20 protein-coding genes are annotated in these 26,046 nt (G+C 31.2%); 9 read left to right on the forward strand and 11 right to left on the reverse strand.

Going from position 1 to position 26,046, the window contains the following annotated elements:
* The first annotated feature begins 106 nt into the window (after positions 1-106).
* Positions 107-1,333: a hypothetical protein gene (locus LY08_RS05425; RefSeq protein ID WP_146603200.1), complete on the forward strand. Its 1,227-nt coding sequence runs from the start codon at positions 107-109 to the stop codon at positions 1,331-1,333.
* 71 nt (positions 1,334-1,404) lie between these two features.
* Here LY08_RS05425 and LY08_RS05430 read toward each other — a convergent pair whose 3' ends face one another.
* The 4 genes from LY08_RS05430 to LY08_RS05445 are packed head-to-tail and all read right to left on the reverse strand — an operon-like array spanning position 1,405 to position 6,926.
* A complete protein-coding gene (locus tag LY08_RS05430; protein ID WP_111659435.1) occupies positions 1,405-2,856 on the reverse strand; it encodes a lipopolysaccharide biosynthesis protein in 1,452 nt (483 codons plus the stop codon).
* Between the two features lie 29 nt (positions 2,857-2,885).
* Positions 2,886-4,169, reverse strand: a complete 1,284-nt coding sequence (locus LY08_RS05435; RefSeq protein WP_111659436.1) for a glycosyltransferase family 4 protein — start codon at positions 4,167-4,169, stop codon at positions 2,886-2,888.
* 36 nt (positions 4,170-4,205) lie between these two features.
* The gene (locus LY08_RS05440) at positions 4,206-6,644 is read right to left on the reverse strand and encodes a YfhO family protein (RefSeq protein WP_111659437.1); all 2,439 of its coding nucleotides are present in this window, start codon (positions 6,642-6,644) and stop codon (positions 4,206-4,208) included.
* Positions 6,645-6,674: 30 nt separating this feature from the next.
* Entirely contained in the window at positions 6,675-6,926 is a 252-nt protein-coding gene (locus LY08_RS05445) for a DUF4834 family protein (protein ID WP_111659438.1), read from the reverse strand.
* 119 nt (positions 6,927-7,045) lie between these two features.
* On the opposite strand from LY08_RS05445, the gene LY08_RS05450 reads away from it, so the two are divergent.
* Positions 7,046-8,113 (forward strand): transporter, encoded by a 1,068-nt coding sequence (locus LY08_RS05450; RefSeq protein ID WP_111659439.1) that lies wholly within the window; start codon positions 7,046-7,048, stop codon positions 8,111-8,113.
* A 15-nt stretch (positions 8,114-8,128) separates the two neighbouring features.
* The gene (locus LY08_RS05455; RefSeq protein ID WP_111659440.1) at positions 8,129-9,247 is read left to right on the forward strand and encodes a GTP cyclohydrolase; all 1,119 of its coding nucleotides are present in this window, start codon (positions 8,129-8,131) and stop codon (positions 9,245-9,247) included.
* A gap of 52 nt (positions 9,248-9,299) precedes the next feature.
* Here the strand turns inward: LY08_RS05455 and LY08_RS05460 are convergent, their stop codons facing one another.
* From LY08_RS05460 to LY08_RS05470, 3 genes are all read right to left on the reverse strand, one after another.
* A complete protein-coding gene (locus LY08_RS05460) occupies positions 9,300-10,559 on the reverse strand; it encodes an aminotransferase class I/II-fold pyridoxal phosphate-dependent enzyme (RefSeq protein ID WP_111659441.1) in 1,260 nt (419 codons plus the stop codon).
* 185 nt (positions 10,560-10,744) lie between these two features.
* Positions 10,745-11,785, reverse strand: coding sequence for a PLP-dependent cysteine synthase family protein (locus tag LY08_RS05465; protein ID WP_111659442.1), 1,041 nt, complete (start codon positions 11,783-11,785; stop codon positions 10,745-10,747).
* Between the two features lie 72 nt (positions 11,786-11,857).
* Positions 11,858-13,921 (reverse strand): S9 family peptidase, encoded by a 2,064-nt coding sequence (locus tag LY08_RS05470; protein WP_111659443.1) that lies wholly within the window; start codon positions 13,919-13,921, stop codon positions 11,858-11,860.
* Positions 13,922-14,039: 118 nt separating this feature from the next.
* On the opposite strand from LY08_RS05470, the gene LY08_RS05475 reads away from it, so the two are divergent.
* Complete coding sequence (locus tag LY08_RS05475) at positions 14,040-14,363, forward strand: YbaB/EbfC family nucleoid-associated protein (protein ID WP_111659444.1); 324 nt, start codon at positions 14,040-14,042, stop codon at positions 14,361-14,363.
* 70 nt (positions 14,364-14,433) lie between these two features.
* Here the strand turns inward: LY08_RS05475 and LY08_RS05480 are convergent, their stop codons facing one another.
* Together LY08_RS05480 and LY08_RS05485 are read right to left on the reverse strand one after the other, a co-directional pair.
* Positions 14,434-16,665 carry an OmpA family protein gene (locus tag LY08_RS05480; protein WP_111659445.1) on the reverse strand — a complete coding sequence of 744 codons (2,232 nt, stop codon included), beginning with the start codon at positions 16,663-16,665 and terminating at the stop codon, positions 14,434-14,436.
* 213 nt (positions 16,666-16,878) lie between these two features.
* Positions 16,879-17,898, reverse strand: coding sequence for a threonine aldolase family protein (locus LY08_RS05485; RefSeq protein WP_111659446.1), 1,020 nt, complete (start codon positions 17,896-17,898; stop codon positions 16,879-16,881).
* A gap of 98 nt (positions 17,899-17,996) precedes the next feature.
* Here LY08_RS05485 and prfB point away from each other — a divergent pair.
* From prfB to LY08_RS05505, 4 genes are all read left to right on the forward strand, one after another.
* Positions 17,997-19,107, forward strand: a protein-coding gene (prfB, locus tag LY08_RS05490; RefSeq protein WP_111659447.1) for a peptide chain release factor 2 whose coding sequence is annotated in 2 segments (ribosomal slippage) — positions 17,997-18,059 and positions 18,061-19,107 — 1,110 coding nt in all. Because the reading frame shifts where the segments join, the coding sequence is not laid out codon by codon here.
* Between the two features lie 3 nt (positions 19,108-19,110).
* On the forward strand, positions 19,111-19,452 hold the full coding sequence (gene arsC / locus LY08_RS05495) for an arsenate reductase (glutaredoxin) (RefSeq protein WP_111659448.1): 342 nt from the start codon (positions 19,111-19,113) through the stop codon (positions 19,450-19,452).
* A 48-nt stretch (positions 19,453-19,500) separates the two neighbouring features.
* The gene (locus tag LY08_RS05500) at positions 19,501-19,866 is read left to right on the forward strand and encodes an arsenate reductase family protein (RefSeq protein WP_111659449.1); all 366 of its coding nucleotides are present in this window, start codon (positions 19,501-19,503) and stop codon (positions 19,864-19,866) included.
* A 95-nt stretch (positions 19,867-19,961) separates the two neighbouring features.
* Complete coding sequence (locus LY08_RS05505; RefSeq protein ID WP_111659450.1) at positions 19,962-22,385, forward strand: TonB-dependent receptor domain-containing protein; 2,424 nt, start codon at positions 19,962-19,964, stop codon at positions 22,383-22,385.
* 110 nt (positions 22,386-22,495) lie between these two features.
* Here LY08_RS05505 and LY08_RS13560 read toward each other — a convergent pair whose 3' ends face one another.
* Positions 22,496-22,672, reverse strand: coding sequence for a hypothetical protein (locus tag LY08_RS13560; protein WP_170120602.1), 177 nt, complete (start codon positions 22,670-22,672; stop codon positions 22,496-22,498).
* 106 nt (positions 22,673-22,778) lie between these two features.
* Positions 22,779-24,374, reverse strand: coding sequence for a sensor histidine kinase (locus LY08_RS05510; protein ID WP_111659451.1), 1,596 nt, complete (start codon positions 24,372-24,374; stop codon positions 22,779-22,781).
* Between the two features lie 213 nt (positions 24,375-24,587).
* On the opposite strand from LY08_RS05510, the gene fumC reads away from it, so the two are divergent.
* Positions 24,588-25,985 carry a class II fumarate hydratase gene (fumC, locus tag LY08_RS05515; RefSeq protein WP_111659452.1) on the forward strand — a complete coding sequence of 466 codons (1,398 nt, stop codon included), beginning with the start codon at positions 24,588-24,590 and terminating at the stop codon, positions 25,983-25,985.
* The last annotated feature ends 61 nt before the right edge of the window (positions 25,986-26,046 follow it).

Consider the following 26,046-nt stretch of genomic DNA (forward strand, 5'->3'; position numbering starts at 1 on the left):
TTATGATAAAAAAATAAAGCCTTTCAAAAGCCTTGCTACTACACAGTTTTTGTTTTTGGCACGATGCTTGTAATTAAGTAATTGTTCAATCTTAAAACATTTAGTTATGAAACATTTATTCCTTTTATTATCAGCAATGCTCCTAAGTGGGTTTTCTGTTAATGCAGACACAAATACTACTCTAGACGATGGTATCATTAATAACTCTTACATTAGAGGGTATGGCAATACTTTTATTTTTGTAGAAGATGGTATTGAGTTTTCTGTCTTTCCAGATGGACAATTTGATTTTTACATGCCAAACTATGGACCTAATGTAAACGTAGAAATTAGAAACCGAAACACAAGCATAAGCTTTAACACAGGTTATGATTATGGTGCTTATGTACAGTATGATGAGTTTGGTGCTGTTATTCAGGTAGAAAACACTCCTATTTACTATGACTATTATGGTCGTGTTAATCAAGTAGGTAATGTTTTTATAAACTATAATACTAGAGGTTATGTTAGTCGTGTTGGTGGACTATATGTACACTACAACCGTTATAACCGTTTTTCTCACTGTACAGGATTTATAAACATTTACAACAGAGCTTATGTATTTAGACCTTGGCACTCGTATTATGTAATTCCTCCAGCAAACTATTGTGTATTATATACTACACCTTACAGACAATATTATACACCTATTAGATATAGATATGATAGACCATATACAAACAACTACAGACGTAGAACTGCAGTTGCTAGTAGAAGAGGAAACACTATAAAAAGAAACAGAGCTTTAGCATCAAGAACCGAAGGTAGAAAACCAAGAGTTAACAGTACGCCTCGTACTAGAGGAAATAGTACTACTGCTGCAAAACCTAGAAAAAGAGGTGCTACAGCAACTAACTCTACGCCAAGAACTAGAGGTAATAATGCTGAAACCAGTAAACCGAGAACAAGAAATAATAGTGGTGTTAACAGTACTCCAAGAACTAGAGGTAATAATACTGTAAAACCTAAAACTAGAAACAACGGAACTATTAATAGTACTCCAAGAACTAGAGGAAATAGTACGACTATTAGTAAATTTAGAACTAGAGGTAATAGTAATGCTAATACCAAACCTAGAACACGAAGTAACAGAACTGTTAACAGTGCGCCTAGAACCAGTAGAAATAATCAAGCTACTACATCTAAGCCTAGAACTAGAAGCACAGTAAGTAATAGATCAAATAGAACAAATAGCAAGCCTCAGGTTAGCAGATCTAGAACAACAAAATCTAAAGTATCTAAATCTAGATCATCATCTTCTAATTCAAGAAGTACAAGATCTAGAAGACAATAAATATCAATTTTAGTTGATTAGTCAAAACCTACAACGGTTGTTTGCCCCAAAACAATTGTCTGTAGGTTTTTTTATGGAATAAATCGTTTTAGTATTGTAGTAATGTCTTCAGATAACTCAAATTTATAAACAGACCATACATAAAGAAGTGTTAAGACTATACTTTTTAAAACAATGTTTATTATGGGATGAAACGGGAATTCCCAAAAAAATAATAACAGCCCACAACTAACTATAAGAAATAAGGTTTTAACTGTAGAAACCGTAAATGGTTGTATGTTAAATTTGCTATAGACAAACAGTAGCTTAATAGTATTGTACACAAATATGGTAATACAACTTGCATAGGCTGCTCCATTTATACCAAATTCCGGAATTAAAACTAAGTTAAGCACAATGGTTAATACAGCTAGTACGACTCCAAATACCAAAATCACCCTATAATAATCGCTATTAAACAGGATAGCATTATTATTCCCTAAAAGATTATCAAAAAGCTTAGCAAAGCCAATAACTAATACAACCATAAATCCATCACTGTAATTTTCTGGTATCAATAAGTATAATTGGTTGATATTAATTATGATTCCTAAAAATATAAATCCGCTTATGATAAATAAGTTAAGCGAGCTTTTTTGGTACAAAGATTTTAATCCAACGTTATCTTTATCGTTTAATAGTTTAGCAGTTAAAGGATGTGTTATTAAATGCATCGATCTAGCAGGAACACCAATAACTGTAGCTATATAAATAGCAACTCCATAGTAGGCAACATTATTAAGTGCCTCAAATTGCCCTAACATAAACTTATCAATTTCTAATATAATATTAGCAATAGAGCCTGCAATAATGATTAAAGCAGAATATTTTAAAACTGATTTTAGATTAGGTATTTTAGACCACTTTAATACTGGAAACCTCAAACTAAATGCATAAAGTTTCATTAGCAAGGTTCTAAAAATATAAACGATAACAATTCCATAAATAAGTTGATCTACATTTAAATATCCAAAATGAAGTAATAGTAATAAAATGGTGATACAAATTCTATGAAATACCTCTTTCATAAAATTACCAAATACACTTTGTAACTGCACTCTACTCCATGCATAAAACACTTCAAAGTAGGCAAACATTATAGCACAAACGTAGATTAACCAAGTGTAATCCTTTATAATAATGTTTTCTTTTGAAAGCCAATTAGAAATAGAATCGTAAGCTACGTGTGTAATTAAACCTGCAGGAATAATAATTATAAGTGGCAATATTAACATTAAGGTTAAAAACCCATTTTGTGATTGCCTAGTTTTAAACGAAGAATAAAATTTTACAATAGTATTATGTGTACCAAATGCCATTAATGGCATTAATATATTAGCAGTAGATAAAATAAAAGTGATTAATCCAAAATAAGCCTCGCTTAAAAATTTGGTATATAAAAAAATGACGTTAATAGCTCCAATAGCAAATCCAATGTAAGTAATTACAGTGTTTTTGATAGATTGGTTAATTACTATTCCCATAACTTTTAAATGGCGTTTAATAAACTAATTTAGGAAGGATTTATTAATTCTACTAAAAATTTTGTCAATTGCTTTCTAGAATACTTTTGCAAACCTATAGGATTGGTTTTTAAATTACCTTGGTTAAAACTATTAAAATGAAGTTTAATAGTTTGTTTTAATGCTTCATAATCATCATAATTAAAAAACTGTCCAGTGTTAGTTTCTTTTATTATTGAAGCAACATCTGCACCTTTAGGACCAATTGCAATTATAGGTCTATTGGAAACCATATATTCAAATAATTTTCCTGGTATGATTGCTTTGGTGTCTTCAGAATCTATTTCAATTAACAATAATAATTGTGATTTTTTTTGAAATTTAACCGCCTCATTATGTGAAATATAACCTACATTGTTTAAATAATTAGTTAAATTATGGGTTTTTATAGATTGGATAATCTCTTCACCTACTTCACCTACTAAGTTCAACTGAAACTTTGCAGCAAAACCCTCTTCATTTTCAACTAAATCTTGTAAAACTTTCCAAAGTACTTCTGGGTTTCTTTTAGATAATAAAGACCCAATATGTGACAATGTAAATTGTTCATCTAATTTATTTACAACTACAGTTTCGGTATCATAACCATTAGTAATCACTTGGATAGGTGTATTGGTAATTTGTTCAAATTCAGACTTAGTACTAGGACTGGTAACAATTAATTGATCTGCGTTATTTAGTACTTGCTCTTCTAAATGTTTATGTTTTGCTCTAGATGCTTTAGTCAGTTTTAATTGTTCATGGTAGCCAATACTTGTCCAAGGATCTCTAAAATCTGCAATCCAAGTCACACCTAATTTTTCTTTTAATTTTAGCCCAATTAAATGCATACTGTGTGGTGGACCAGTAGTTATAATTGTATCTATATTAAAATCGGACATATAGGTAGATAAATACCTAGCCGATGGTTTTACCCATTTTTTCCTGGCATCTGGTATAAAAAAATTACCTCTAACATATAACATTAAGCGTTCAATTAAATTTTGCTTTTCTTTTTGCGCAATAATTCCTTTACTAATGGTTTTGCTTTTTTTGGAAAACAATTGTGCTAATTTATAAGGCTCAGTTATGGGTTGTTTAATTATGGTTACAGATGGTACTTCGTCTAATAAAGATTGATCTACAATAGGGTAATTTGCATTTGATGGACAATAAACAATTGGTTCGATATTATACTCTGGAAGGTATTTAGTAAATTTTAGCCAACGTTGTACTCCTGGACCTCCTGCTGGTGGCCAATAATAAGTAATAATGAGTACTTTTTTTTTATCCATTACATAACGCTTACGCGGAAATTAAGCCTATAAATACTACTCTTTATGGCTTTGTTTTACACTTTTAAAAGCAAAAAATAAACCACTTAACACTAGTAGTCCAAGAAGAACAGAACTTGCTAAAGCAATTGTGCTTCCTGTTTTGATCACTTCAGGCTCAAATTTAAACTCGATGGTATGCTTACCTTTTGGGACTTCCATTCCTCTTAAAGCATAATTGACTTTTATATGAGGTTTTAAATCGCCATCAATATAAGCATTCCATCCACTACCATAATACATCTCAGAAAACACTGCAAAACCATCGTTTGGATTTTCAGATTCGTATTTTATGTAGTTTGGTTTGTAATCAACAACTTTTATAGATGAAAGTGAATCCTTTTTAAAAGTATTAGGAAGATTCATCTTGGTTTTAGCTGATTTTGAATATACCGCAACCTTTTTATTAGCTAATGTATCTAATGACTTAATTTCTTCGTCTGCAGAATCAACACTTAATAAGTTTTCAATAAACCAAGCATTTCCATTGGCATCGTTATTAACGTATGGAAAGGGTTGACCATCTTCACCTTCTCCAATAATGTATTTTGCGTTAAGCATATTTAATATATTAATATTATTTCTAGAGATATAAAACTCGTATAAATCCTGAAAACGCTTAGGTTTTGCTGCATGGTAACCACCTAAAGCATTATGGTAATAACTTGCTTTTGCACCTCCAGTTGTCAAGTCGTAAACTCTAAAATTAGAATTGTCCTTTAGAATTTGTAGATCGGCTTGATTAGGCTGATACGGTTTTTGCATGGTTAATTTAGATACAAAATCATCATTATTAACATAACGTCTGTCTACGCTAACTAAATCAATAACTATAAGCAATCCTATGATTACAATAACTTTAGTTTCGGATAATTTTTTCTTTAAAAAGAAATAAATCACACTTGCAGCTAACAGAACAAAAAACAATGTTCTTAAAGTATCGTTTGTAAATAAGCTAGCTCTATCAGCTCTTAAAGCATCCAGAAAGGGTTGACCATAATTGTTTCTAATTATTCCATCGGTACCTCCAACAAAATCAATAATTCCAACAAATCTGCCTAATAAAAACAAAATTGCCAATCCACCTGTTATGGCAACTGTATATTTTAATGCTATAAGTTTTTCTTCGTTTTTTACAACTTCATTAAATAATCTAACTAAAGCAAATACAGCTAATACAGGAATACATAGCTCTAAAATGACTTGTATGGAACTGACTGCTCTAAACTTGTTGTAAAGTGGAATGTAATTAATAAAGAAATCGGTTAAAAACTCTAAATTTTTTCCGTAGGATAATAATAAAGATAAAATGGTTCCTCCAACTAACCACCATTTTAGACGTCCTTTAACTAAAAACAACCCTAAAACAAATAAGAAAATCACTACTGCACCAATATAAGCTGGTGCTTCTACTATGGTTTGATTTCCCCAATAGGTTGGCAATCCTTTTGTATACTCTCTAGCATCAACAGGTGATACACCTTGCTTTACAAAAAAGTCATACATAGCAGAATTTTCTCCTACATCTTCTCCACTTCCACCACCTAAAAACCTAGGAATATATAAATTAAAGGTTTCTAATAACCCGTAACTGTATTCTGTAATATAATCTTTACTTAGTCCATCTGTATTTTCTCGTGGACTACCATCTGCATTAATGGTTAATTCGCTTTTACCACGCGTACTCTCTTTTACATAGTCTTGAGTGGCTAAAATATTAGTCGCATTTAAACCAATAGCCAAGAGTACTGCTGCACTTAAAATTCCTACCGATTTAAAAAAATGTGGTAACATTTTTTTTCTGTAAGCATCAATCAAATAAGCAACGCCTAACACCATTACAAGTAACATTAAATAGTAGGTCATTTGATAGTGATTAGCAACCAACTCTAATCCCATAGCAACTGCTGTTAGTAAAAATCCAGCAATGTATTTTCCTCTAAAGGTGAGTAAAATACCGCTTAACACTAAAGGCATATAAGCAATAGCATGTGCTTTACTGTTATGTCCCACACCAAGTATAATAATGAGATAGGTAGAAAAACCAAACGCTAAAGCACCTAATCCTGCTAGTTTCCAATCTACTTTAAGCACTAATAGCAGTACATAAAATCCTAAAAAATAAAGAAATAAATAATCTGCTGGTCTTGGTAAAAACCGAAGCGTTACATCTAATTTTTTAATATAGTTATGTGGATATTTAGCACCTAATTGATACGTAGGCATACCGCCAAACGCACTATTGGTCCAATACGTTTCTTCTCCTGTATTAGCTTTAAAATCTTTTTGTTGTTTAGCCATTCCAGTGTAGTGAACAATATCACTCTGAAAAATAACTTTACCTTGTAAAACTGGGCTAAAATAAGCTAGAGAGCAGATTATAAATCCTACCAATATAATAAGATGTGATACGATTTTTTTAAAAGAAAATTGCATAAATGTCTTTAAAAACTGTGAGGTTGAAAATTACTCAATTTCTTCGTAATCTACATACTCACCTACATTTTTATTTGAAGATTTATTTTCAGGCATTTTATCTATAGAGATTTCACCTTCTTTTTGGATAGGTTCCTGTCTGTGCTGGTTAAATGCTCCACCAAAGCGTTCTTCTGCTTTTTTGGCTGCATACTTAAAAAGCATTGGAGCAAACAAACGAGATAATATTTTTATACCGTAATAAATTAAGGCAATTATAAGTATGGTTCTTAATAAACCCATATATTAATTTTAATTATATATTTAACTGTATAACAAAAATACAATACTTGATTTTTAAATTAAGTTTTAAATACTTAAAAAAAATATAAAATCTTATATTTGACTACAAACATTAAATTATGCTTAACCCAAAATCAATATTACTATACCTCCTACTTTTAGTCGGTTTTACAGCTACTGCTCAATACACAGAAGTTATCAATTCTAATAGACCTGGTGTTTCTAGAAGCGCCTTTTCTGTTGGAAAAAATGTAGTGCAGTTTGAAGCTGGTCCATATATTGTTAAAGAAGAACATACACCATTAAAAAATGAAGCATCAGGATTTGGAGTTGATTTTGCGGTGAGATATGGTTTAGTTTGGGAACAATTAGAGTTAAATGTTGAAGGAACTTATCAAAACGATACGTTTACAGATAATCGTTCTGCTTCTTTCCCATCTGAGACAGATCGTGCCAATTTTAGATATTTAACTATAGGTGCTAAGTACTTAGTCTATGATCCATACAAGAATCGCGGAGAAGAAAAGCCTAATTTATATAGTTACCATGCCAATAGAAAATTTAAATGGAGTTATTTAATTCCTGCTGTAGCAGTTTATGTTGGCGCTCATTATGATGCAGAAAACAATACTTATATTCCTTATACCAACCCATTTACAAGACCTAGTTATGAAGGCGGTTTTACTCCAAAAGTAATGGTTGCAACGCAGCACAATTTTAATAGCGGTTGGGTTTTGGTTATGAATTTTGCTAAAGACAGAATAGGGTCTGATTATTCAGATTTTCAATACATAGTTACTTTAACCAAAGCTATTAACACACAATGGGTATTGTTTGGAGAAACTCAAGGTATCAAAAGCGATTATTACGCAGATAATCTATTTAGATTTGGAGGCGCTTATTTATGGAGTAAAAACTTTCAATTAGATACCGCTTTAACCTTTAACACAAAAGATACACCTTCTGTTTTTAGTGTAAATTTTGGAGCATCTTATCGATTAGATTTTCATAAAGATCCAGAAGCAGATCAAGATAATGGTACAGATGTTTTAGAAGAATATGAAAGAAAAGCTAACAAGAAAAAGAAGAAAAAAAAGAAAAAAGACGATGATTCTGACGATAATCCTGAGGAATCAGGAAAACGAAAAAAAGAATCTCAAATAATAGATTTTGATGACGAAGATTAAACCTTTCTTTTTTATATGATTACAACAAAAAAAGTAGTTACAAAAGCAGATTATAAAGCATTTGTTACTTTCCCATTTCAAATTTATAAAGACTCAAAATATTGGGTACCACCTATTATTAATCAGGAGTTAGCCACTTTTGACAAAAATAAAAACCCTATTTTTAATGATGCTGAAGCTACATTATTTCTAGCGTATAAAAACGATAAACTTGTTGGACGTGTTGCAGCCATTATTAATTGGTTGGAAGTTAAAGACCAAAACATAAAAAAAATGCGTTTTGGTTGGTTTGATTTTATAGACGACAAAGACGTTAGTAAAGCATTAATCAACGAGGTTTATAACATAGGAAAAGCAAATAATCTAGAATACACAGAAGGTCCAGTTGGATTTTCTAACTTAGATAAAGTTGGTGTTATGACCGAAGGATATAATCATGTTGGCAATATGATTACTTGGTATAATCATCCTTATTATATCAATCACTATGAAGCTTTAGGTTTTGAAGTTGAAAAAAAATATTCTGAAAGCAGATTCCCGTTTTCTAATGTAACACCAGATGCGTTTTTGAAAGCTCAAGAATTAATAAAAAGACGCTATAAACTTAAACCACTTTCGTTTACAAAAACCTCTCAGGTTATGCCTTATGCAGATAAAATGTTTGATTTGTTTAACGAAAGTTATTCTGAATTATCTTCATTTGTTGCTATAACAGACATACAAAAAGAATATTTCAAGAAAAAATTTATCAGCTTTATTAATCCAGAATACATCAACTTTGTAGTAGATAAAGACGACAAACTTGTAGCATTTGCTATTGTTATGCCTAGATTTGCTGAAGCATTACAACAAATAAAAGGTAAGCTTTTTCCGTTTGGGTTTCTAAAATTACTAAAAGCTAAAAAAGAAAGTAAAGATGTTATGTTTTATTTAATTGGCGTACATCCAGAGTATCAAAACAAAGGAGTACACGCAATTATATTTAATGAATATTTTGACACGTTTACTAAAAAAGGCATCAAAATGTGTTATCGTACACCAGAACTTGAGGATAATGAAGCCATCCATAAAATATGGAAGCATTTTAATCCAGAAGTTTACATAAGACGCTGTACCTATAAAAAATTACTATAAAAAAAATCCGATTCAATTGAATCGGATTTTTTAATTATAATATTACGTTGCGTTATTCTCCCATTGCTTTTATTAAAGCAGCAGACATACGCTTATATGTTCCGTTTTCTAATCGTTCTCTAATAGCATCAAAAGCATCTAAAGTTTCTGCTACATCTTGTAACGTGTGGGTTGCAGTAGGAATCATTCTTAATAAAATAAGTCCTTTAGGTATTACAGGATACACAACTATAGAACAGAAAATTCCGTAGTTTTCTCTTAAGTCACGTACCAAAGCCATAGCTTCTGGAATACTTCCATTTAAGTATACAGGAGTTACACAACTTTGTGTAGTACCAATATCAAACCCTCTGTCTTTTAATCCAGATTGTAACGCATCAACAATTTTCCATAAGTTTTGTTTTAACTCTGGCATTGTACGTAACATATCTAAACGCTTCAAAGCACCAACAACCAATTGCATTTGCAATGATTTAGCAAACATTTGAGAACGTAAGTTGTATTTTAAATAATCTATAATTTCTTGATCTGCAGCAATAAAAGCACCTGTACTTGCTAAAGACTTAGCAAATGTTGCAAAATACACATCTATATCATCTTGAACACCTTGCTCTTCTCCTGCTCCAGCACCTGTTTTACCTAGAGTACCAAAACCATGAGCATCATCTACAAATAATCTAAAATTAAATTTTTGTTTTAGCGCTACAATTTCTTTTAAACGTCCTTGCTCACCACGCATTCCAAACACACCTTCAGAAATAACTAAAATTCCTCCTCCAGTCTGCTCAGCCATTTTAGTAGCACGCTCTAAGTTTTTTTCTAAACTTTCAATATCGTTATGCTTATAAGTAAAACGTTTACCATGATGTAATCTTACTCCATCAATAATACAAGCATGTGCATCTACGTCATAAACAATTATATCATCTTTACTTACTAAAGCGTCTACAGTAGACACCATCCCTTGGTAACCAAAGTTTAATAAATAAGCTGCTTCTTTATGAACAAATTCTGCTAATTCGTTTTGTAGTTGCTCGTGCAAATCTGTGTGACCAGACATCATACGTGCTCCCATTGGATAAGCAGAACCGTATTGTGCAGCTGCTTCAGCATCAACTTTTCTTACTTCTGGGTGATTGGCTAATCCTAAATAATCATTAATACTCCAGGTGATAACCTCTTTTCCTTGAAATTTCATTCTGTTTGAAATTTCACCTTCTAATTTAGGAAATACAAAGTAACCCTCAGCTTGGGCAGCCCATTTACCTAGTGGTCCTTTGTCTTTGTATATTTTTTCAAATAAATCTTTCATTGTAAAACGCTATTATTAAGCTAATAATTATTGAAATAATTGGCTTAAGCTATTAAAATTTAGTTAGATGCTACAAAATTAGGCATTTTTACTAAACGTGCATAACAAATAGTACATCTATTATCAACAAAAAAGTTAATCTTAATTACAATTAAGATTAACTTTTTGGTAATTGATTGTTATTATTATTTTATATATTGAATACTTTGTGCTGCAGCTTCATTTTTGCTATCAAAAAATCCTTGCTCATTCATCCATTTATCACTGTAAATTTTGCTCATATATCTTGACCCATGGTCCGGAAAAATCACAACAACATTATCTCCTTCTTTAAACTCTCCGCTTTCATTTAATTGCTTAATAGCTTGCATAGCTGCTCCAGAGGTGTAGCCAACAAACAAACCTTCTGTTTGTGCTATTTCTCTTGCTGTATGTGCACTTTCTTCATCTGTAACTTTAACAAATTCGTCTATTGTATCAAAATCTGTAGCAGTTGGAATTAAGTTTTTACCCAATCCTTCAATTCTGTAAGGATAAATTTCTTTATCATCAAACTCTCTTGTTTCATGATATTTTTTCAAAACAGAACCATAAGCATCTACACCAATAATTTTAATGTTTGGGTTTTGCTCTTTTAAGTATTTTGCTGTTCCAGAAATAGTTCCTCCGGTACCACTACAAGCTACTAAATGTGTTATTTTACCATCTGTTTGGTTCCAGATTTCTGGTCCAGTAGAATGATAATGTGCGTCTATATTTAACTGATTAAAGTATTGGTTTATATACACAGATCCTTTAATCTCGTCATGTAAACGTTTTGCTACTTGGTAATAACTTCTAGAGTCATCTGCACTAACATTTGCTGGGCAAACGTAGACTTTTGCTCCCATGTTTTTTAACATGTCAATTTTATCTCCAGAAGACTTTGAACTTACAGCTAAAATACAATCGTAACCTTTAATTACACTAACCATAGCTATACTAAATCCTGTATTACCAGAAGTAGTTTCTATAATGGTATCACCAGGTTTGATGATACCTTGCTTTTCAGCTTGTTCTATAATGTAAAGTGCTATTCTGTCTTTAGAAGAGTGTCCTGGATTAAAAGCTTCTACCTTTGCTAGGTAATTTCCTTTAAATCCTGAAGTCATTTTTTTTAGTTTTATCATTGGTGTTTGACCAATAAGGTCTAATACGCTATCAAAAACTTGTTTGTTGTCTTTCATAAATGCTATTTAAAAGCTACTTATTTTGGGTTTTGAAAATCAAAACCTCGCAAAAATAAGCATTTTTTTTGATTATTTATTTATCCCTTCCAAATTGAATAAAAAAGCATATTCTAAAGCCACTTCTTTTAAAGCTTCAAAACGCCCAGAAGCTCCACCATGACCTGCTTCCATATCTGTTTTTAGAAGTAATAAATTATTATCTGTTTTTAAATCTCTAAGTTTTGCAACCCATTTAGCCGGTTCCCAATATTGCACTTGAGAGTCATGCAAACCAGTAGTGACTAAAATATTTGGATATGCTTTGGCTTTAACATTATCGTAAGGTGAATAGGATTTCATGTAAAAATAATATTCCTTATCATTTGGATTTCCCCATTCATCATACTCTCCAGTAGTTAATGGTATAGAATCGTCTAACATTGTAGTTACTACATCCACAAAAGGTACAGCTGCAATAACACCATTATAAAGCTCTGGATTCATGTTTAAAATTGCTCCCATTAACAATCCTCCAGCACTTCCTCCCATAGCATATAAATGCTTGCTTGAAGTGTATTTATTATCAATTAAATATTTTGAACAATCTATAAAATCTGTAAACGTATTTACTTTAGTTAATAACTTTCCGTTTTCATACCAAGGTCTTCCTAGATACTCACTTCCTCTAATATGAGCAATAACATAAATAAATCCTCTGTCTAATAAACTTAAGCGTATAGACGAAAAATAAGGGTCAATGGTAGATCCATAAGAACCATATGCATATTGTAGCACAGGGTTTTCTCCATTTAAAACAATATCTTTTCTATATACTATAGACATTGGTACTTTAACACCATCTCTAGCAGTTGCCCAAATACGTTTAGAGGTGTAATTATTTTTGTCAAAATTTTTATCTAAAACTTCCTGCTCTTTTTTAATATCCTTTTGCTTTGTTATAAAATTATAATCAATTACAGAACTTGGTGTTGTTAGAGAATTAAATACATATCTAAGGGTGTCACTTTCAAAATCTGGATTATTACCAATTTGTACCGTATAAGTTTCGCTTTCAAAATCTAAGTAATAATCTTCAGTCTTATCCCAACTTATAATACGTAACTTGTTAAGTCCATGTTCACGCTCGTTTAAAACCAAATAGTCTTTAAAAATTTCGATATCTTCTAGTAATACATTAGCCCTATGAGGAATGACGTCTACCCATTTTTTAGCATTTGTTTCAGTTTCATTAGTTTTTTGAAGCTTAAAATTTGTTGCACCATCTTTATTAGTAATGATGTAGAAACTATCTTTAAAATGTGCTATAGAGTATTCAAGGTCTCTAGTTCGTTTATTAAAAATTCTAAATGCTTCATTTGGCTTATCCGCTTCTAATATTCTATATTCTGTAGTTAATGTACTAGAGCTACCTATAACTAAATATTTTTTAGATTTTGTCTTGTAAACATAAGTATTAAAAGTTTCGTCTTTTTCATGAAAAACTAAGACATCTGCTTTTGTTTCTGTATTAAGTTGATGCTTATAGATTTTGTCGGAACGTAGCGTGACTTCATCTTTTTTACTATAAAATAAGGTGTTATTATCATTAGCCCAAGTAGAACTACCTGAGGTGTTTTCTATTTTATCTGGATAGACTTCTCCAGTTTTTAAATTCTTAATGTAAATGGTATATTGTCTTCTGCTTACAGTATCTACAGAAAAAGCTGCTAATGTATTATCCGTACTTATTGAAATGCCACCTAACTTAAAATAAGCATGTCCTTTAGCCATTTTATTGCAGTCAAATATGATTTCTTCTTCTGCATCTAAACGCTCTTTTTTTCTGGTGTAAATAGGATAATCTTTACCCTCTTGGTATCTAGTAATATACCAATACCCATTTTGTTTGTAAGGTACACTTTGATCGTCTTCTTTAATTCTAGATTTCATCTCTTCAAATAAAGCTTTTTGAAACCCTTCGGTGTGTTTTAAAACTTTATTTGTGTAATCATTTTCAGCATTTAAATAATCTAAAACATCTTGATCTTCTCGCTGATTTAACCAATAGTAGTTGTCTATTCTTGTATCATTATGAATGGTTAGTTTTTTTTCAATTTTTTTAGCGATTGGAGGTTTAATGTTAGGTTTTGTCATACTAGTTCATGTTTTCAAGACTTGGCAAAGGTAAAATTAATAGCTATATCTCTATTAGATATTTATTTAATTTAATGAATTTAATAAATTTGCAGGTATAACTTTAAAATAAATAAAAATGTTTGGAGACTTAATGGGAATGATGGGTAAACTTAAAGAAACCCAGCAAAAAGTAGAAGACACAAAAAAGCGATTAGACACTGTGTTAGTAGACGAAACAAGTAATGATGGATTGTTAAGTGTTACTTTAACTGCTAACAGAGCTATTAAATCCATAACTATAGACGATGCTTTGTTAGAGGACAAAGAACAGTTAGAAGATTATTTAATATTAACATTAAATAAAGCAATAGAAAAGGCTACTAATATCCATGAAGCAGAAGTTGCTGCAGTTGCAAAAGATGGAATGCCTAATATTCCTGGATTAGATTTATTTAAATAATAGTTGTTGATTAAAACAAAAAAAGGAAGCCAAATGGCTTCCTTTTTTTTATGAAAAGTATTTACTAATCTTAGTTAGCATTGATTACTCTAAATTGAGTACGTCTGTTTGCTAAGTGCTCTCTTTCTGTACAAGATACACCATCAGAACATCTGTTAGTTAATCTTGACTCACCATATCCATTAGATACAATTCTTGAAGAATTGATTCCTTTAGAGATTAGGTAGTTAGTTACAGCTTGTGCTCTTCTTTCAGATAAAGCTCTGTTAGATTCTTTTGAACCTCTAGAATCTGTATGAGAAGCAATCTCTACAGATACACCATCTGCTAATACTGGTAATAATTTAGCATCAATTTCTGCTTTAGCAGCATTAGTTAACGTTGCAGAACCTAAGTTCCAGTTTATGTTAAGATCGTTATACTCAACGATTTTACAATCAACTTCTTTCCAAGTTGTTAATCCACCTTTTTTCTGTAATACTTCCTTAGTTACTGTTTTGTTAACAGCAGGAACAGTTACTTCTTCTACTCTAGCATCACTAGCTAAAACTGTACGCTTTAAAGTAGTTGTTTTTTGAGGTACATCTATTACTCTTGTTGTAGGAGGTGCAGTCATTACTGTACGCTTCATTGTAGTTGTTACAGCAGGTACTTCAACCACTCTTGTTGTTTCTGGAGAAATGATAGTTTTTCTAACTGTAGTTGTTTTTGCAGGAATGTCTATAGCTCTTGTTGAAGGCGGTGTAGCCATGACTGTACGCTTCATAGTTTTAGTTACAGCAGGGATTTCAGAAACTCTTGTTGTTGCTGGCTCTAATACTACTGTACGCTTCATTGTTTTTGTTACAGCAGGAATTTCAATTACTCTTGTTGTAGGTGGTGTTACCATTACAGTTCTTGTTACTTCTTTTGTAACTGCAGGTACATCTACTACTCTAGTTGTAGGAGGTGTTACCATAACTTTTCTAGTCACTTCTTTAGTAACAGCAGGAATATCAATAACTCTTGTTGTTGCTGGAGAAACTAATACTGTTTTCTTGATTGTTTTAGTTACAGCAGGAATTTCTACCACTCTAGTTGTAGGAGGTGTTACCATTACTGTTTTCTTAACGGTTTTAGTTACAGCTGGAATATCTATAACTCTTGTAGTTGCAGGAGTTTGAACAACTTTTCTTGTATAAGTTCCCATTCCGCAATCTGCAGAATTGTTTCCACCTTGATCACATCCAGGCTTAGTAATTACTTGCGCGTCAGATGCTAACTCTGTAGTATTAATTGTAATATTTTGTGCTGGTACATTTTTGTAACACCAGTATCTACAATCGTTAGGATCACTTGACTGACAATCTGCAGCTGGTGTATCACTCATTCCCCATTTAGCTGTTGCAGGCTTAACTTCGATTACTTGGTAACCAGAAGTAAATTTAGCAGGTACAACTGTTAATGTAGAACCATATTCTTGTTTTTTATAAGTCATTGTTTCTGTTCCCCATTTTGCTGGAATAACTTCTAAACGCTGAGATGCTTCTTGAACAACTACTTCTACAGTTTGTGTTTCATACTGTGCAGGAACAATTTCAACTCTTGAAGATGCTGGTTGAACAACCACTTCTATGTTTTCTGTTGCCCATTTAGCAGGAACAACTTCTAAACGTTGACCAGCAGATTGTACAACTACTGTCTCAGTTCTAGTTTCGTACTGTGCAGGAACTGTTTCTAATTTTGTGTAAGCAGCTTGAACTACTACTGTTTCAGTTCTGTTTTCATATTGTGCAGGTACAACCTCTAAACGTTGGCTAGCTTCTTGCACTACAACCTCAAAGTTTTCTGTACCTAACTTAGCAGGAATTACAGATAATGTTTGACCAGCTTCTGCAGATACTACTTCAAAATTTTCTGTAGCATACTTTGCTGGAACAACAGATAGCTCTTGATAAGCTGGTTGTGTAATAATCTCTTCAGTAGTTGTATCTGTAGATCCAGCTACTTTTTCTAAACGTTGTGAAGCTTCTTGTGTTACAACTTCAAAAGTTTGTGTTTCGTACTGTGCAGGTACAACAGATAGTTCCTGTCCTGAAGACTGGATAACTACTTCTTCATTTTCTGTTCTGTACTGTGCAGGAACAACTTTTAATTTTTTGTAAGCTGGAGCAACTTGTACAGTAATGTCTTGGTTTACCCAAACATCAGGTGTTACACAACGTACGTAACATTTCCCAGGTTCAGGATTTGTAGGTAAATCTTGTGCAAATACTGCTGAACAGACTACAAAAGATAAAATTGTTAGTAATACTTTTTTCATTTTTGTTGAATTAAATGGTTAATTATTAAATATTTAAGTCGAAATAGCTGACGACTTTTACTAATTTGATGTAAAAAAAATACTTATCAAACAAAACTTACAGGTTACTGAATGAATTGAGCGGACTATTCGATGAAGTGTAATATAAATCGGTTAAATAAACTATTTTATTTAAAAAATCAAATTTCCTACCTAATTTACTAAATAAATATTTTATAAAGAATTAATTACATCTAATACTTTAAAATGCTGATAATCATCATAATCCAAATGTGTTACTAGTCTAAGCTTATTACTACCCATTCCAATAATCTTAATGTTTTTATCAGAAAGTAATTTTAAGAAGGTATTTTCTGTGTATTTTTTGTTAAGCTCAAAAATGACAATATTAGTTTCAATGGGTTCTACTTTTTTTGTGAAGCTAGCATTAGATAAAGCTATTCCTAATTCTTTAGCTTTTTTATGGTCTTCTGTTAATCTATCAATATTATGTTCTAAAGCATATAAGCCTGCAGCTGCTAAAAATCCTGCTTGGCGCATACCTCCTCCTAAAATTTTTCTAATACGGATAGCATGTTGCATCATTTGTTCGTCTCCAACCAATACAGAACCAATTGGACAACCCAAACCCTTGCTTAAACAAACAGAAATAGTATCAAATGCCTCTCCGTATTGTTTTGTAGTTTCGTTTTTTGCTACTAATGCATTCCATAATCGTGCTCCATCTAAATGAAATCCTAATTTATGATCGTTACAAACTTGTTTGATTTTTAATATTTCATTAAAATCCCAACAAGCGCCTCCTCCTTTGTTAGTCGTATTTTCAATTTCTACTAAAGTTGTTAACGGACTATGATAAAAATCTGGTGGATTTATAGCCTCTAAAACTTGTTGAGCAGTAAACATACCTCTATGACCATCAATTAATTTACATGACACACCACTATTAAAAGAGGCTCCTCCTCCTTCATAATTATAAATGTGTGCATATTTATCACAAATTACCTGATCTCCTGGATTGGTGTGCAACTTAATTGCTGTTTGATTAGCCATAGTACCACTTGGAAAAAACAATGCATGAGATTTTCCAAACTGTTGTGCTATTTTTTCTTCTAATGCATTAATTGTTTCGTCTTCTTTGTATACATCATCTCCAACTTTTGCTTGCATAATGGCTTCCATCATTTCTGTAGTTGGCTGGGTTACAGTATCACTTCTTAAATCTATGATCATCTTTAAATTTTTTAACTATAAAACTATTAAAAATACTTGGTAAAAGTTTTTAAATCGTAGTAATAATTCTATTTTTGTTTCAAACCCAAATTTAATTAATGATTACATCAGACAATATTAAAAACCTTAATACACGCCTTACTAAGTTAAGGCAATATCTTTGACATTGATGCCAAATTAATTGCGCTTCAAAATGAAGAAGAGCAAACTTTTGATCCTAACTTTTGGAACGATTCTCAGCAAGCAGAATTGGTAATGAAATCCATAAGAGAAAAGAAAAAATGGATTACAGACTACGAAACATCTAAAACACTTGTAGAGGATTTAGAAGTTATATACGATTTTTACAAAGAAGATGAAGCTACTCTTAATGATGTTCAATCAAGATATGATAAAGCATTAATTAAAATAGAGGACTTAGAATTTAGAAACATGTTGTCCGAGGAAGGTGATAGCTTAAGTGCTGTGCTTCAAATTACAGCTGGAGCTGGTGGTACAGAAAGTTGTGATTGGGCTAATATGCTGATGCGTATGTATTTAATGTATGCCGAAAAAAATAACTTTAAAGTTAAAGAACTTAATTTTCAAGAAGGTGATGTTGCAGGTATAAAAACTGTGACTTTAGAAATTGAAGGTGATTATGCTTTTGGATGGCTTAAAGGCGAAAATGGTGTACATAGACTAGTACGCATTTCTCCTTTTGATAGTAATGCTAAACGACACACCAGTTTTGCTTCTGTTTATGTGTATCCTTTAGTAGATGACACTATTGAAATTGAGATCAATCCAGCAGATATCGAAATAACTACTGCACGTTCTAGTGGTGCTGGAGGACAAAATGTTAATAAAGTAGAAACAAAAGTCCAATTAACACACAAACCAACAGGAATACAAATATCGTGCTCAGAAACACGATCTCAACATGATAATAGATCTAGAGCATTACAAATGTTAAAATCACAATTGTATGAAATAGAACTTCAAAAGCAATTAGCACAACGTGAAGATATTGAAGCTAGTAAAATGAAAATTGAATGGGGAAGTCAAATACGTAATTATGTGTTACATCCCTATAAATTAATTAAGGATGTTAGAAGCGGTTATGAAACTGGAAATGTAGACGCTGTATTAGATGGACACATAGAACCCTTTTTAAAAGCCTATTTAATGATGATGGGGCAACAAGAAATAGATGATCAAAATTTTTAAATTATGATAAAAATATATCACAATCCAAGATGCAGAAAATCTAGAGAAGGCTTACAAATTTTAGAAGAAGCTAATCAAGAATTTGAAATAATTAAATATTTAGAAGACACACTATCTATACAAGAGCTTGAACAATTAATTTCCATTTTAAAAATTAAACCTATTGATTTGGTTAGACAAAACGAATCGATTTGGAAAGAACTATATAAAAACAAATCATTAACAGACAGTCAAATTTTAGAGGCTTTAGCAACATATCCCAAGTTAATAGAACGACCAATTGTTACTAATAAAACTAAAGCCATTATAGGAAGACCTCCTGAAATAATTAAAACTATAATTTAAATATTACACAACAGATTAATAGCAACCCTTAATTTCCCCTTAAACTAAATGATAGTAATTTATCACAACCCAGAGTCTTCAGACTCTAACGCATGCTTAGAAATATTAGAAACACATAAACACGCTCATGAGGTTATTAAATATCAAGAAAAACCTTTGGACAAAACCAAACTTATTAAAATTATTAAAATTTTAAATGTGAAGCCAGAAGCACTTATTAGAAAAGAAAGCAAAGTGTGGATAGAACATTTTAAACACCTAGAAGATGATGGTCACATCTTAGACGATGATAATTTAATTGATATTATGATTGAGTATCAAGACCTTATAGAACGACCAATAGTTATAAACGGACAAAAAGCAGTTATAGGTAAACCTGCCAAACGCATTTTTGATATTATTCCGCAAAACTAAAAGGCAATCTAATTTAGTTTTTATTTAACAAACCTTTAACCAAAGTAGCTTAAACCTATCGGTATTTTTGCGGTCATATTTGAAAACCAAACCTTATGACTAAAAAATTTATCGTCTGTTGCCTATTGGCATTATTTTTAAATGTTTCATTTTCTCAAAACACTACTGATGACACAGTAACTATAACAGGAAAAGTTTTAGAAAAAGACACTAATATTCCATTAGAATATGCTACAATTGTTCTAAAAAACATCAAAAATCCATCAGATATTTCTGGAGGAATTACAGATGCTAATGGTAATTATGCTGTTGAAGTAAAAACAGGAACTTATGCTGTAAGCTTTGAGTTTATTGGGTTTAAAACCGAAACTATTCCAAATAAGACCATTACTAAAAATGAGAATTTTAATACCATTTATTTATCTATTGATGCTGAAGCTTTAGACGAAGTAGAAATTGTTGCAGAAAAAACAACAGTTGAAATTAGATTAGATAAAAAAATATACAATGTTGGTAAAGATTTAACCGTTCGTGGTGGAACTGTAAGTGATGTTTTAGATAATGTTCCTTCGGTTTCTGTGGATGTAGAAGGTAATGTCGCTTTACGCGGAAATGACAACGTAAGAATATTAATTAATGGTAAACCATCTGGTTTAGTTGGTTTAAATTCTACTGACGCATTAAGACAACTACCTGCAGAATCTATAGAAAAAGTAGAAGTTATTACATCACCATCTGCTAGATACGAATCTGAAGGTACAGCAGGAATATTAAATATTATATTAAAACGTAGTAAATTACAAGGATTAAATGGAGCCATAACCACTGATGTTGGTTATAATCCAGCTGCGGGAATTAATGGAAACATAAATTACAGAACAGGAAATATTAATATTTTTAATACTTCTGGTTATAGCTATAGAGAAAGTCCAGGAAACTCTTCTTCTTCAACAGAGTACTTTTCTACTGGTAATATTTTAGAAGAATCTAACATTTATGATAGAGTTAGAAAAGGATTAACGTTTAATTCTGGTATAGAGTGGTATATCAACGATTCTGCTTCTTTAACTACATCGTTTCTATATAGAGATAGTAATAACGAAAGAAACACTAGAAACTTACTAGAGCAATTTGATGCTAACAGAAATTTATTATCATCTACATTACGATTAGACCCAGAAATGGAAGAAGATAAAACCACTCAATATGCAGTGAATTATCAAAAGAATTTTAGTGACAGTGGTCATGTGCTTACATTTGATTTTCAGTATGAAGAAAACTCTGAAGGTGAAAACTCTTTAGTAAGTGTAGATAATGTAGTATCAGAACGTGTTGCAACCTTAGAAGAACAAACACAAATATTATTACAAACAGATTATGTATTACCAATTGGTGAAAACAGTCAATTTGAAGCTGGATACAGAGGTAATTTTAACACGACAGCAACAGATTTTCAGGTAGAGTTTTTGGATACTGACACCAATCAGTTTTATGTTAGTACAGATTTATCAAACCTATTAAACTTTAGAGAATACTTAAATGCGGTATATAGCCAATATGGAAGTAAATTTGGAAAATTTTCTTATTTATTAGGACTTCGTTTAGAAAACACCCAATTAACTATAGACCAACCAACAACAGGAGATTTTAGCAAACGTAATTTTACTGGATTGTTTCCTACTGTTAATTTAAATTACGAGTTTAGTGATTCTGAAAATCTTACTTTAGGATATGCAAGACGTTTACGCAGACCTAGAGGGCGTTTTTTAAACCCATTTCCATCAAGATCTAGTGTTACTAACTACTTTCAAGGAAATCCTAATTTAAATCCAAGTTATTCTGGACAATTTGATTTAGGGTATTTAAAACGATTTGGAAAATTCACTCTAAACTCTTCAATATACTATGCACATGCTACAGACGCCTTTAGCTATGTTAGCTTTGATACTGGCGAAACTGCTTTAGTAAATGGTGAAGAGTTACCAATCATACAACGTACACCTATTAATTTAGCTACAGAAGACCGTTATGGTTTTGAGTTTACCTTAACTTATAATCCTTCAAGAAATTGGCGTGTTAACGGAAATTTCAACTTTTTCCAAAATGAAACTAAAGGAACCACTCCTAATGGATTGTCTTTAGACAACACAAATACTAGTTGGTTTGCACGTTTAAATAATAAATATACTTTACCAGGAGCAATCGATTGGCAAACTAATTTATTTTACAGAGGTCCAGATCAAGATGCACAAAATAATAGAGAAGGAATTTTTACAACCACTATGGCTTTTAGTAAAGATTTATTTAACGAAAGAGCATCGATAGCATTTAACGTTAACGACTTATTTAATAGCAGAAAACGAAAGCAGACTACTACTACTCCAACTTTTGATGCATACAGTGAGTTTCAGTGGAGAGAGCGTAGCTTTAATTTATCTTTTACATATAGATTTAATCAGAAAAAGAAGCGTACACAACGTGGAAATTATGAAGGTGGAGATGATGAATTTGAAGGGTAATTACTAGTTTAAAACTAATAACAACATATAAATAAAAAAAGGGAAACTATTTAAGTTTCCCTTTTTTTTTTAAATATAACTTAACCCTAGTTGGTTAGTAATTATTGTAATTAAGCGTTCTTTTGCTTAGTTTTTTTCTCTTCTTTAATTTCGTTTAAACGTTCTATTAAACTTCCACCAATCCAATAAGGAACTACAAAAGTGATTAAAAATATCATTAACCAAAAGCCTATGGTTAAAATAGTTAAAAATGCTAAGAAGCCTAAATATTGATCAAATTCGAACATAATACGTTTAATTTCGTGGGTTTAATTATTGCAAAGATAAAGTAAACTTGTTTTTTATACAATACAAAATAAAAAATTATTAATAGAGTTATTAAGTATCATTAATCTAACCATGAAAACTTTTCTCTAAAGGATTAAAATAGATTACAAAAGTACTTTCAGGTTCTTTTTCATAGGTTATAGTTCCTCCTAACTGCTCTGTTAAAATACTAATTAATTGCATACCTAAGGACTCTGAGGTTTCAATATCAAAATCGTCTGGTAATCCAGATCCGCTATCTTTATACAATAATTTGTAGTGCTCAGAATCTTTAGTAATCTCGATACTTAATGAGTTTTCTTTTGTATCGTCAAAAGCATATTTAAAAGAGTTTGTAATCAACTCGTTTATAATCAATCCTAAGTTTGAAGTAGTATCGGCATCAAAACTTAAATCCTTATCAATTTTTATAAACTTTATAATTTCTGTAGATTTATTTTTTACAGTGTCTTCAACAAAATTAATTAGTTGCTCTATGTACTCTTTAGTTTTAACCTCTTTTAAAGTACTGTTACCATAAAGTTTTTCATGGACTAAAGACATAGATTGTATTCTGCTTTGACTATCGCGTAGTGCTTTTTTAATATTCTCATCTTCATATTCTCCCTCCTGCATCAGTAAAATTCCTGACACCATTTGCATATTATTTTTAATTCTATGGTGTATCTCTTTAATTAAAGTCTGAATTTTAAGAAGGTTACTTTCTAAATCTTTGTTAGCTGTTTTTAAACTTTTGTTTAAGTATCTATTTCTTAAATATTGATGTAAGGCAACAAATAATAATACTGAAACCAGAGCATAACTAATGTAAGCTAAGTTATATATGCTTTTCTCTACAACAGGCTTATTTTTAAAGGCGCTACCTATTTTTAATTTTAATCCAAATAATTCTATAGTAGAGTAGATAAAATCAGAGTCTTTAATATCAAAATTCTTATAGTATTCTTCATCTTTTTTGGAGTTGAATATCTCAGAACCATTATAAAAAGCTTCTCTGGTTAAATCTAAAGTGTCATTAATAACAAATTTGTGAGCGAAATTTTCATATTTATTATTTTCATAAAAAAAGTCTAATAAATACTTTACATTAATAATAGGTGCAAAATACCCAATCACCTCATTATTTTTATTTTTTGCAGAAAAATTAAAAGGAAAACCTGTCCAACCTTCTCTTAAATTAACAGGACTGAAAATTCTAATATCTTCTGATAATAAAATTCTTTCTAGCTCTTCTATTCTTTCTTTAGATCTAAACGAACTAACATTAATCCCCTTTAAGTTTTGAGGATCAATTTGCTTTGGTGTAATTATATATCTAAAATAATGGTCTTTATCTATGTAGTTTATCAAAATAGAGTCGTTAAACTTTATTTCTTTAAGTATATCATTAAGATATTTTTGAAGTAATTTTTCGCTAGGAAACTCCTCACTATTATTAGTAAAGCTTTTTAAAGAAGATACTATGGTAGCATAAACCTGAATACCAGCTTTGGCATTAATAATAGCATCATTATGGGTTTTATCCAATTGTGCCTCAATTTTTTGATTTTCTAAATTAATGTTACTGGTAACAACATTATTTAAAAAATAGGCACCAGTAATTATTATAATTAAGGCTATTAAGTAATATTTTATTTTTTTATCGAAGTTTGGGAGCAACATTTTACACAATTCTGTTTAAATATAAACTAATTCATTTTAATCATCACTATATAATTAGATTTAGAAGTAAGTTTTTTATAAAATAAATTAGTTATACAAACCATTAAATATAGAAAACAAAAGTAATATTAAATTATATTTTTAATGTTAATTTGCCCTTAAATAAAAGTGTAAATTTCGTAATTTTGCCAATCTTAAATAAACAACTTTATAATGGACTACAGAATAGAAAAAGATACCATGGGAGACGTTAAAGTGCCTGCAGATAAACTTTGGGGTGCACAAACAGAACGATCTAGAAACAATTTTAAAATTGGAAATGCTGCCTCTATGCCTTTAGAAGTAGTTTATGGTTTTGCTTATCTTAAAAAAGCTGCTGCATATACTAACTGTGAACTAGGAGTTTTAGCGATTGAAAAACGAGATTTAATAGCACAAGTGTGTGACGAAATTTTAAACGGTCAGCACGATGATCAATTTCCATTAGTAATTTGGCAAACAGGATCTGGTACGCAATCTAATATGAATGTAAACGAGGTTATTGCTAACAGAGCACACCAATTAGCAGGAAAAACCATTGGTGAAGGCGATAAAACTATTCAACCAAACGATGATGTAAACAAGTCGCAATCGTCTAACGATACTTTTCCTACTGGAATGCATATTGCAGCTTACACTAAAATTGTAAAAACCACGATTCCAGGTGTCAAACAATTACGTGATACACTAAAAAAGAAATCTGAAGCATTTAAAAATGTAGTAAAAATAGGTAGAACACATCTTATGGATGCTACCCCTTTAACTTTAGGACAGGAGTTTTCTGGATATGTTTCACAATTGGATCATGGTTTAAAAGCGTTAGAAAATACGTTACCACACTTAAGTGAAATTGCTTTAGGTGGTACAGCTGTAGGTACAGGATTAAACACACCAAAAGGTTATTCTAAACGTGTTGCTGAATATATAGCAGAATTTACAGGTCTTCCATTTATAACTGCACCTAACAAATTTGAGGCTTTAGCTGCACATGATGCTATTGTTGAAAGTCATGGCGCTTTAAAACAATTAGCGGTATCATTAAACAAAATAGCTAATGATATACGTATGATGGCATCTGGACCACGTTCTGGAATTGGAGAAATAATAATTCCTGCTAACGAACCAGGAAGTTCCATTATGCCAGGAAAAGTAAATCCTACACAATGCGAAGCTTTAACCATGGTTTGCGCTCAAGTAATGGGTAATGATGTTGCTATTAGCGTTGGTGGTACCCAAGGACACTACGAATTAAATGTCTTTAAACCAATGATGGCTGCTAACATTTTACAATCTGCTCAACTTTTAGGAGATGCTTGTGTAAGTTTTGATGTTAATTGTGCTGTTGGTATCGAACCAAACCATGAGGTCATTAAACAATTATTAAACAACTCCTTAATGCTTGTTACCGCATTAAACACCAAAATTGGATACTATAAAGCTGCAGAAATTGCAAATACCGCTCATAAAAACGGTACAACATTAAAAGAAGAAGCTATACGCTTAGGGTATGTAACCGCAGAAGATTATGACGAATGGGTAAAACCAGAAGATATGGTTGGTAGTTTAAAATAAAAAACCAATAAATATTAAATTAAAAAAACCGATAAGTCAACTTATCGGTTTTTTTGTTCGT

This window comes from Olleya aquimaris (assembly GCF_003259525.1).
Taxonomy (GTDB): domain Bacteria; phylum Bacteroidota; class Bacteroidia; order Flavobacteriales; family Flavobacteriaceae; genus Olleya; species Olleya aquimaris.

What these genes read in the sequence shown, in the direction of transcription:
- LY08_RS05425 (WP_146603200.1), top strand. Translation starts at nt 107, where the DNA reads ATGAAACATTTATTCCTTTTATTATCAGCAATGCTCCTAAGTGGGTTT.
- LY08_RS05430 (WP_111659435.1), bottom strand. Translation starts at nt 2,856, where the DNA reads ATGGGAATAGTAATTAACCAATCTATCAAAAACACTGTAATTACTTAC.
- LY08_RS05435 (WP_111659436.1), bottom strand. Translation starts at nt 4,169, where the DNA reads ATGGATAAAAAAAAAGTACTCATTATTACTTATTATTGGCCACCAGCA.
- LY08_RS05440 (WP_111659437.1), bottom strand. Translation starts at nt 6,644, where the DNA reads ATGCAATTTTCTTTTAAAAAAATCGTATCACATCTTATTATATTGGTA.
- LY08_RS05445 (WP_111659438.1), bottom strand. Translation starts at nt 6,926, where the DNA reads ATGGGTTTATTAAGAACCATACTTATAATTGCCTTAATTTATTACGGT.
- LY08_RS05450 (WP_111659439.1), top strand. Translation starts at nt 7,046, where the DNA reads ATGCTTAACCCAAAATCAATATTACTATACCTCCTACTTTTAGTCGGT.
- LY08_RS05455 (WP_111659440.1), top strand. Translation starts at nt 8,129, where the DNA reads ATGATTACAACAAAAAAAGTAGTTACAAAAGCAGATTATAAAGCATTT.
- LY08_RS05460 (WP_111659441.1), bottom strand. Translation starts at nt 10,559, where the DNA reads ATGAAAGATTTATTTGAAAAAATATACAAAGACAAAGGACCACTAGGT.
- LY08_RS05465 (WP_111659442.1), bottom strand. Translation starts at nt 11,785, where the DNA reads ATGAAAGACAACAAACAAGTTTTTGATAGCGTATTAGACCTTATTGGT.
- LY08_RS05470 (WP_111659443.1), bottom strand. Translation starts at nt 13,921, where the DNA reads ATGACAAAACCTAACATTAAACCTCCAATCGCTAAAAAAATTGAAAAA.
- LY08_RS05475 (WP_111659444.1), top strand. Translation starts at nt 14,040, where the DNA reads ATGTTTGGAGACTTAATGGGAATGATGGGTAAACTTAAAGAAACCCAG.
- LY08_RS05480 (WP_111659445.1), bottom strand. Translation starts at nt 16,665, where the DNA reads ATGAAAAAAGTATTACTAACAATTTTATCTTTTGTAGTCTGTTCAGCA.
- LY08_RS05485 (WP_111659446.1), bottom strand. Translation starts at nt 17,898, where the DNA reads ATGATCATAGATTTAAGAAGTGATACTGTAACCCAGCCAACTACAGAA.
- arsC (WP_111659448.1), top strand. Translation starts at nt 19,111, where the DNA reads ATGATAAAAATATATCACAATCCAAGATGCAGAAAATCTAGAGAAGGC.
- LY08_RS05500 (WP_111659449.1), top strand. Translation starts at nt 19,501, where the DNA reads ATGATAGTAATTTATCACAACCCAGAGTCTTCAGACTCTAACGCATGC.
- LY08_RS05505 (WP_111659450.1), top strand. Translation starts at nt 19,962, where the DNA reads ATGACTAAAAAATTTATCGTCTGTTGCCTATTGGCATTATTTTTAAAT.
- LY08_RS13560 (WP_170120602.1), bottom strand. Translation starts at nt 22,672, where the DNA reads ATGTTCGAATTTGATCAATATTTAGGCTTCTTAGCATTTTTAACTATT.
- LY08_RS05510 (WP_111659451.1), bottom strand. Translation starts at nt 24,374, where the DNA reads ATGTTGCTCCCAAACTTCGATAAAAAAATAAAATATTACTTAATAGCC.
- fumC (WP_111659452.1), top strand. Translation starts at nt 24,588, where the DNA reads ATGGACTACAGAATAGAAAAAGATACCATGGGAGACGTTAAAGTGCCT.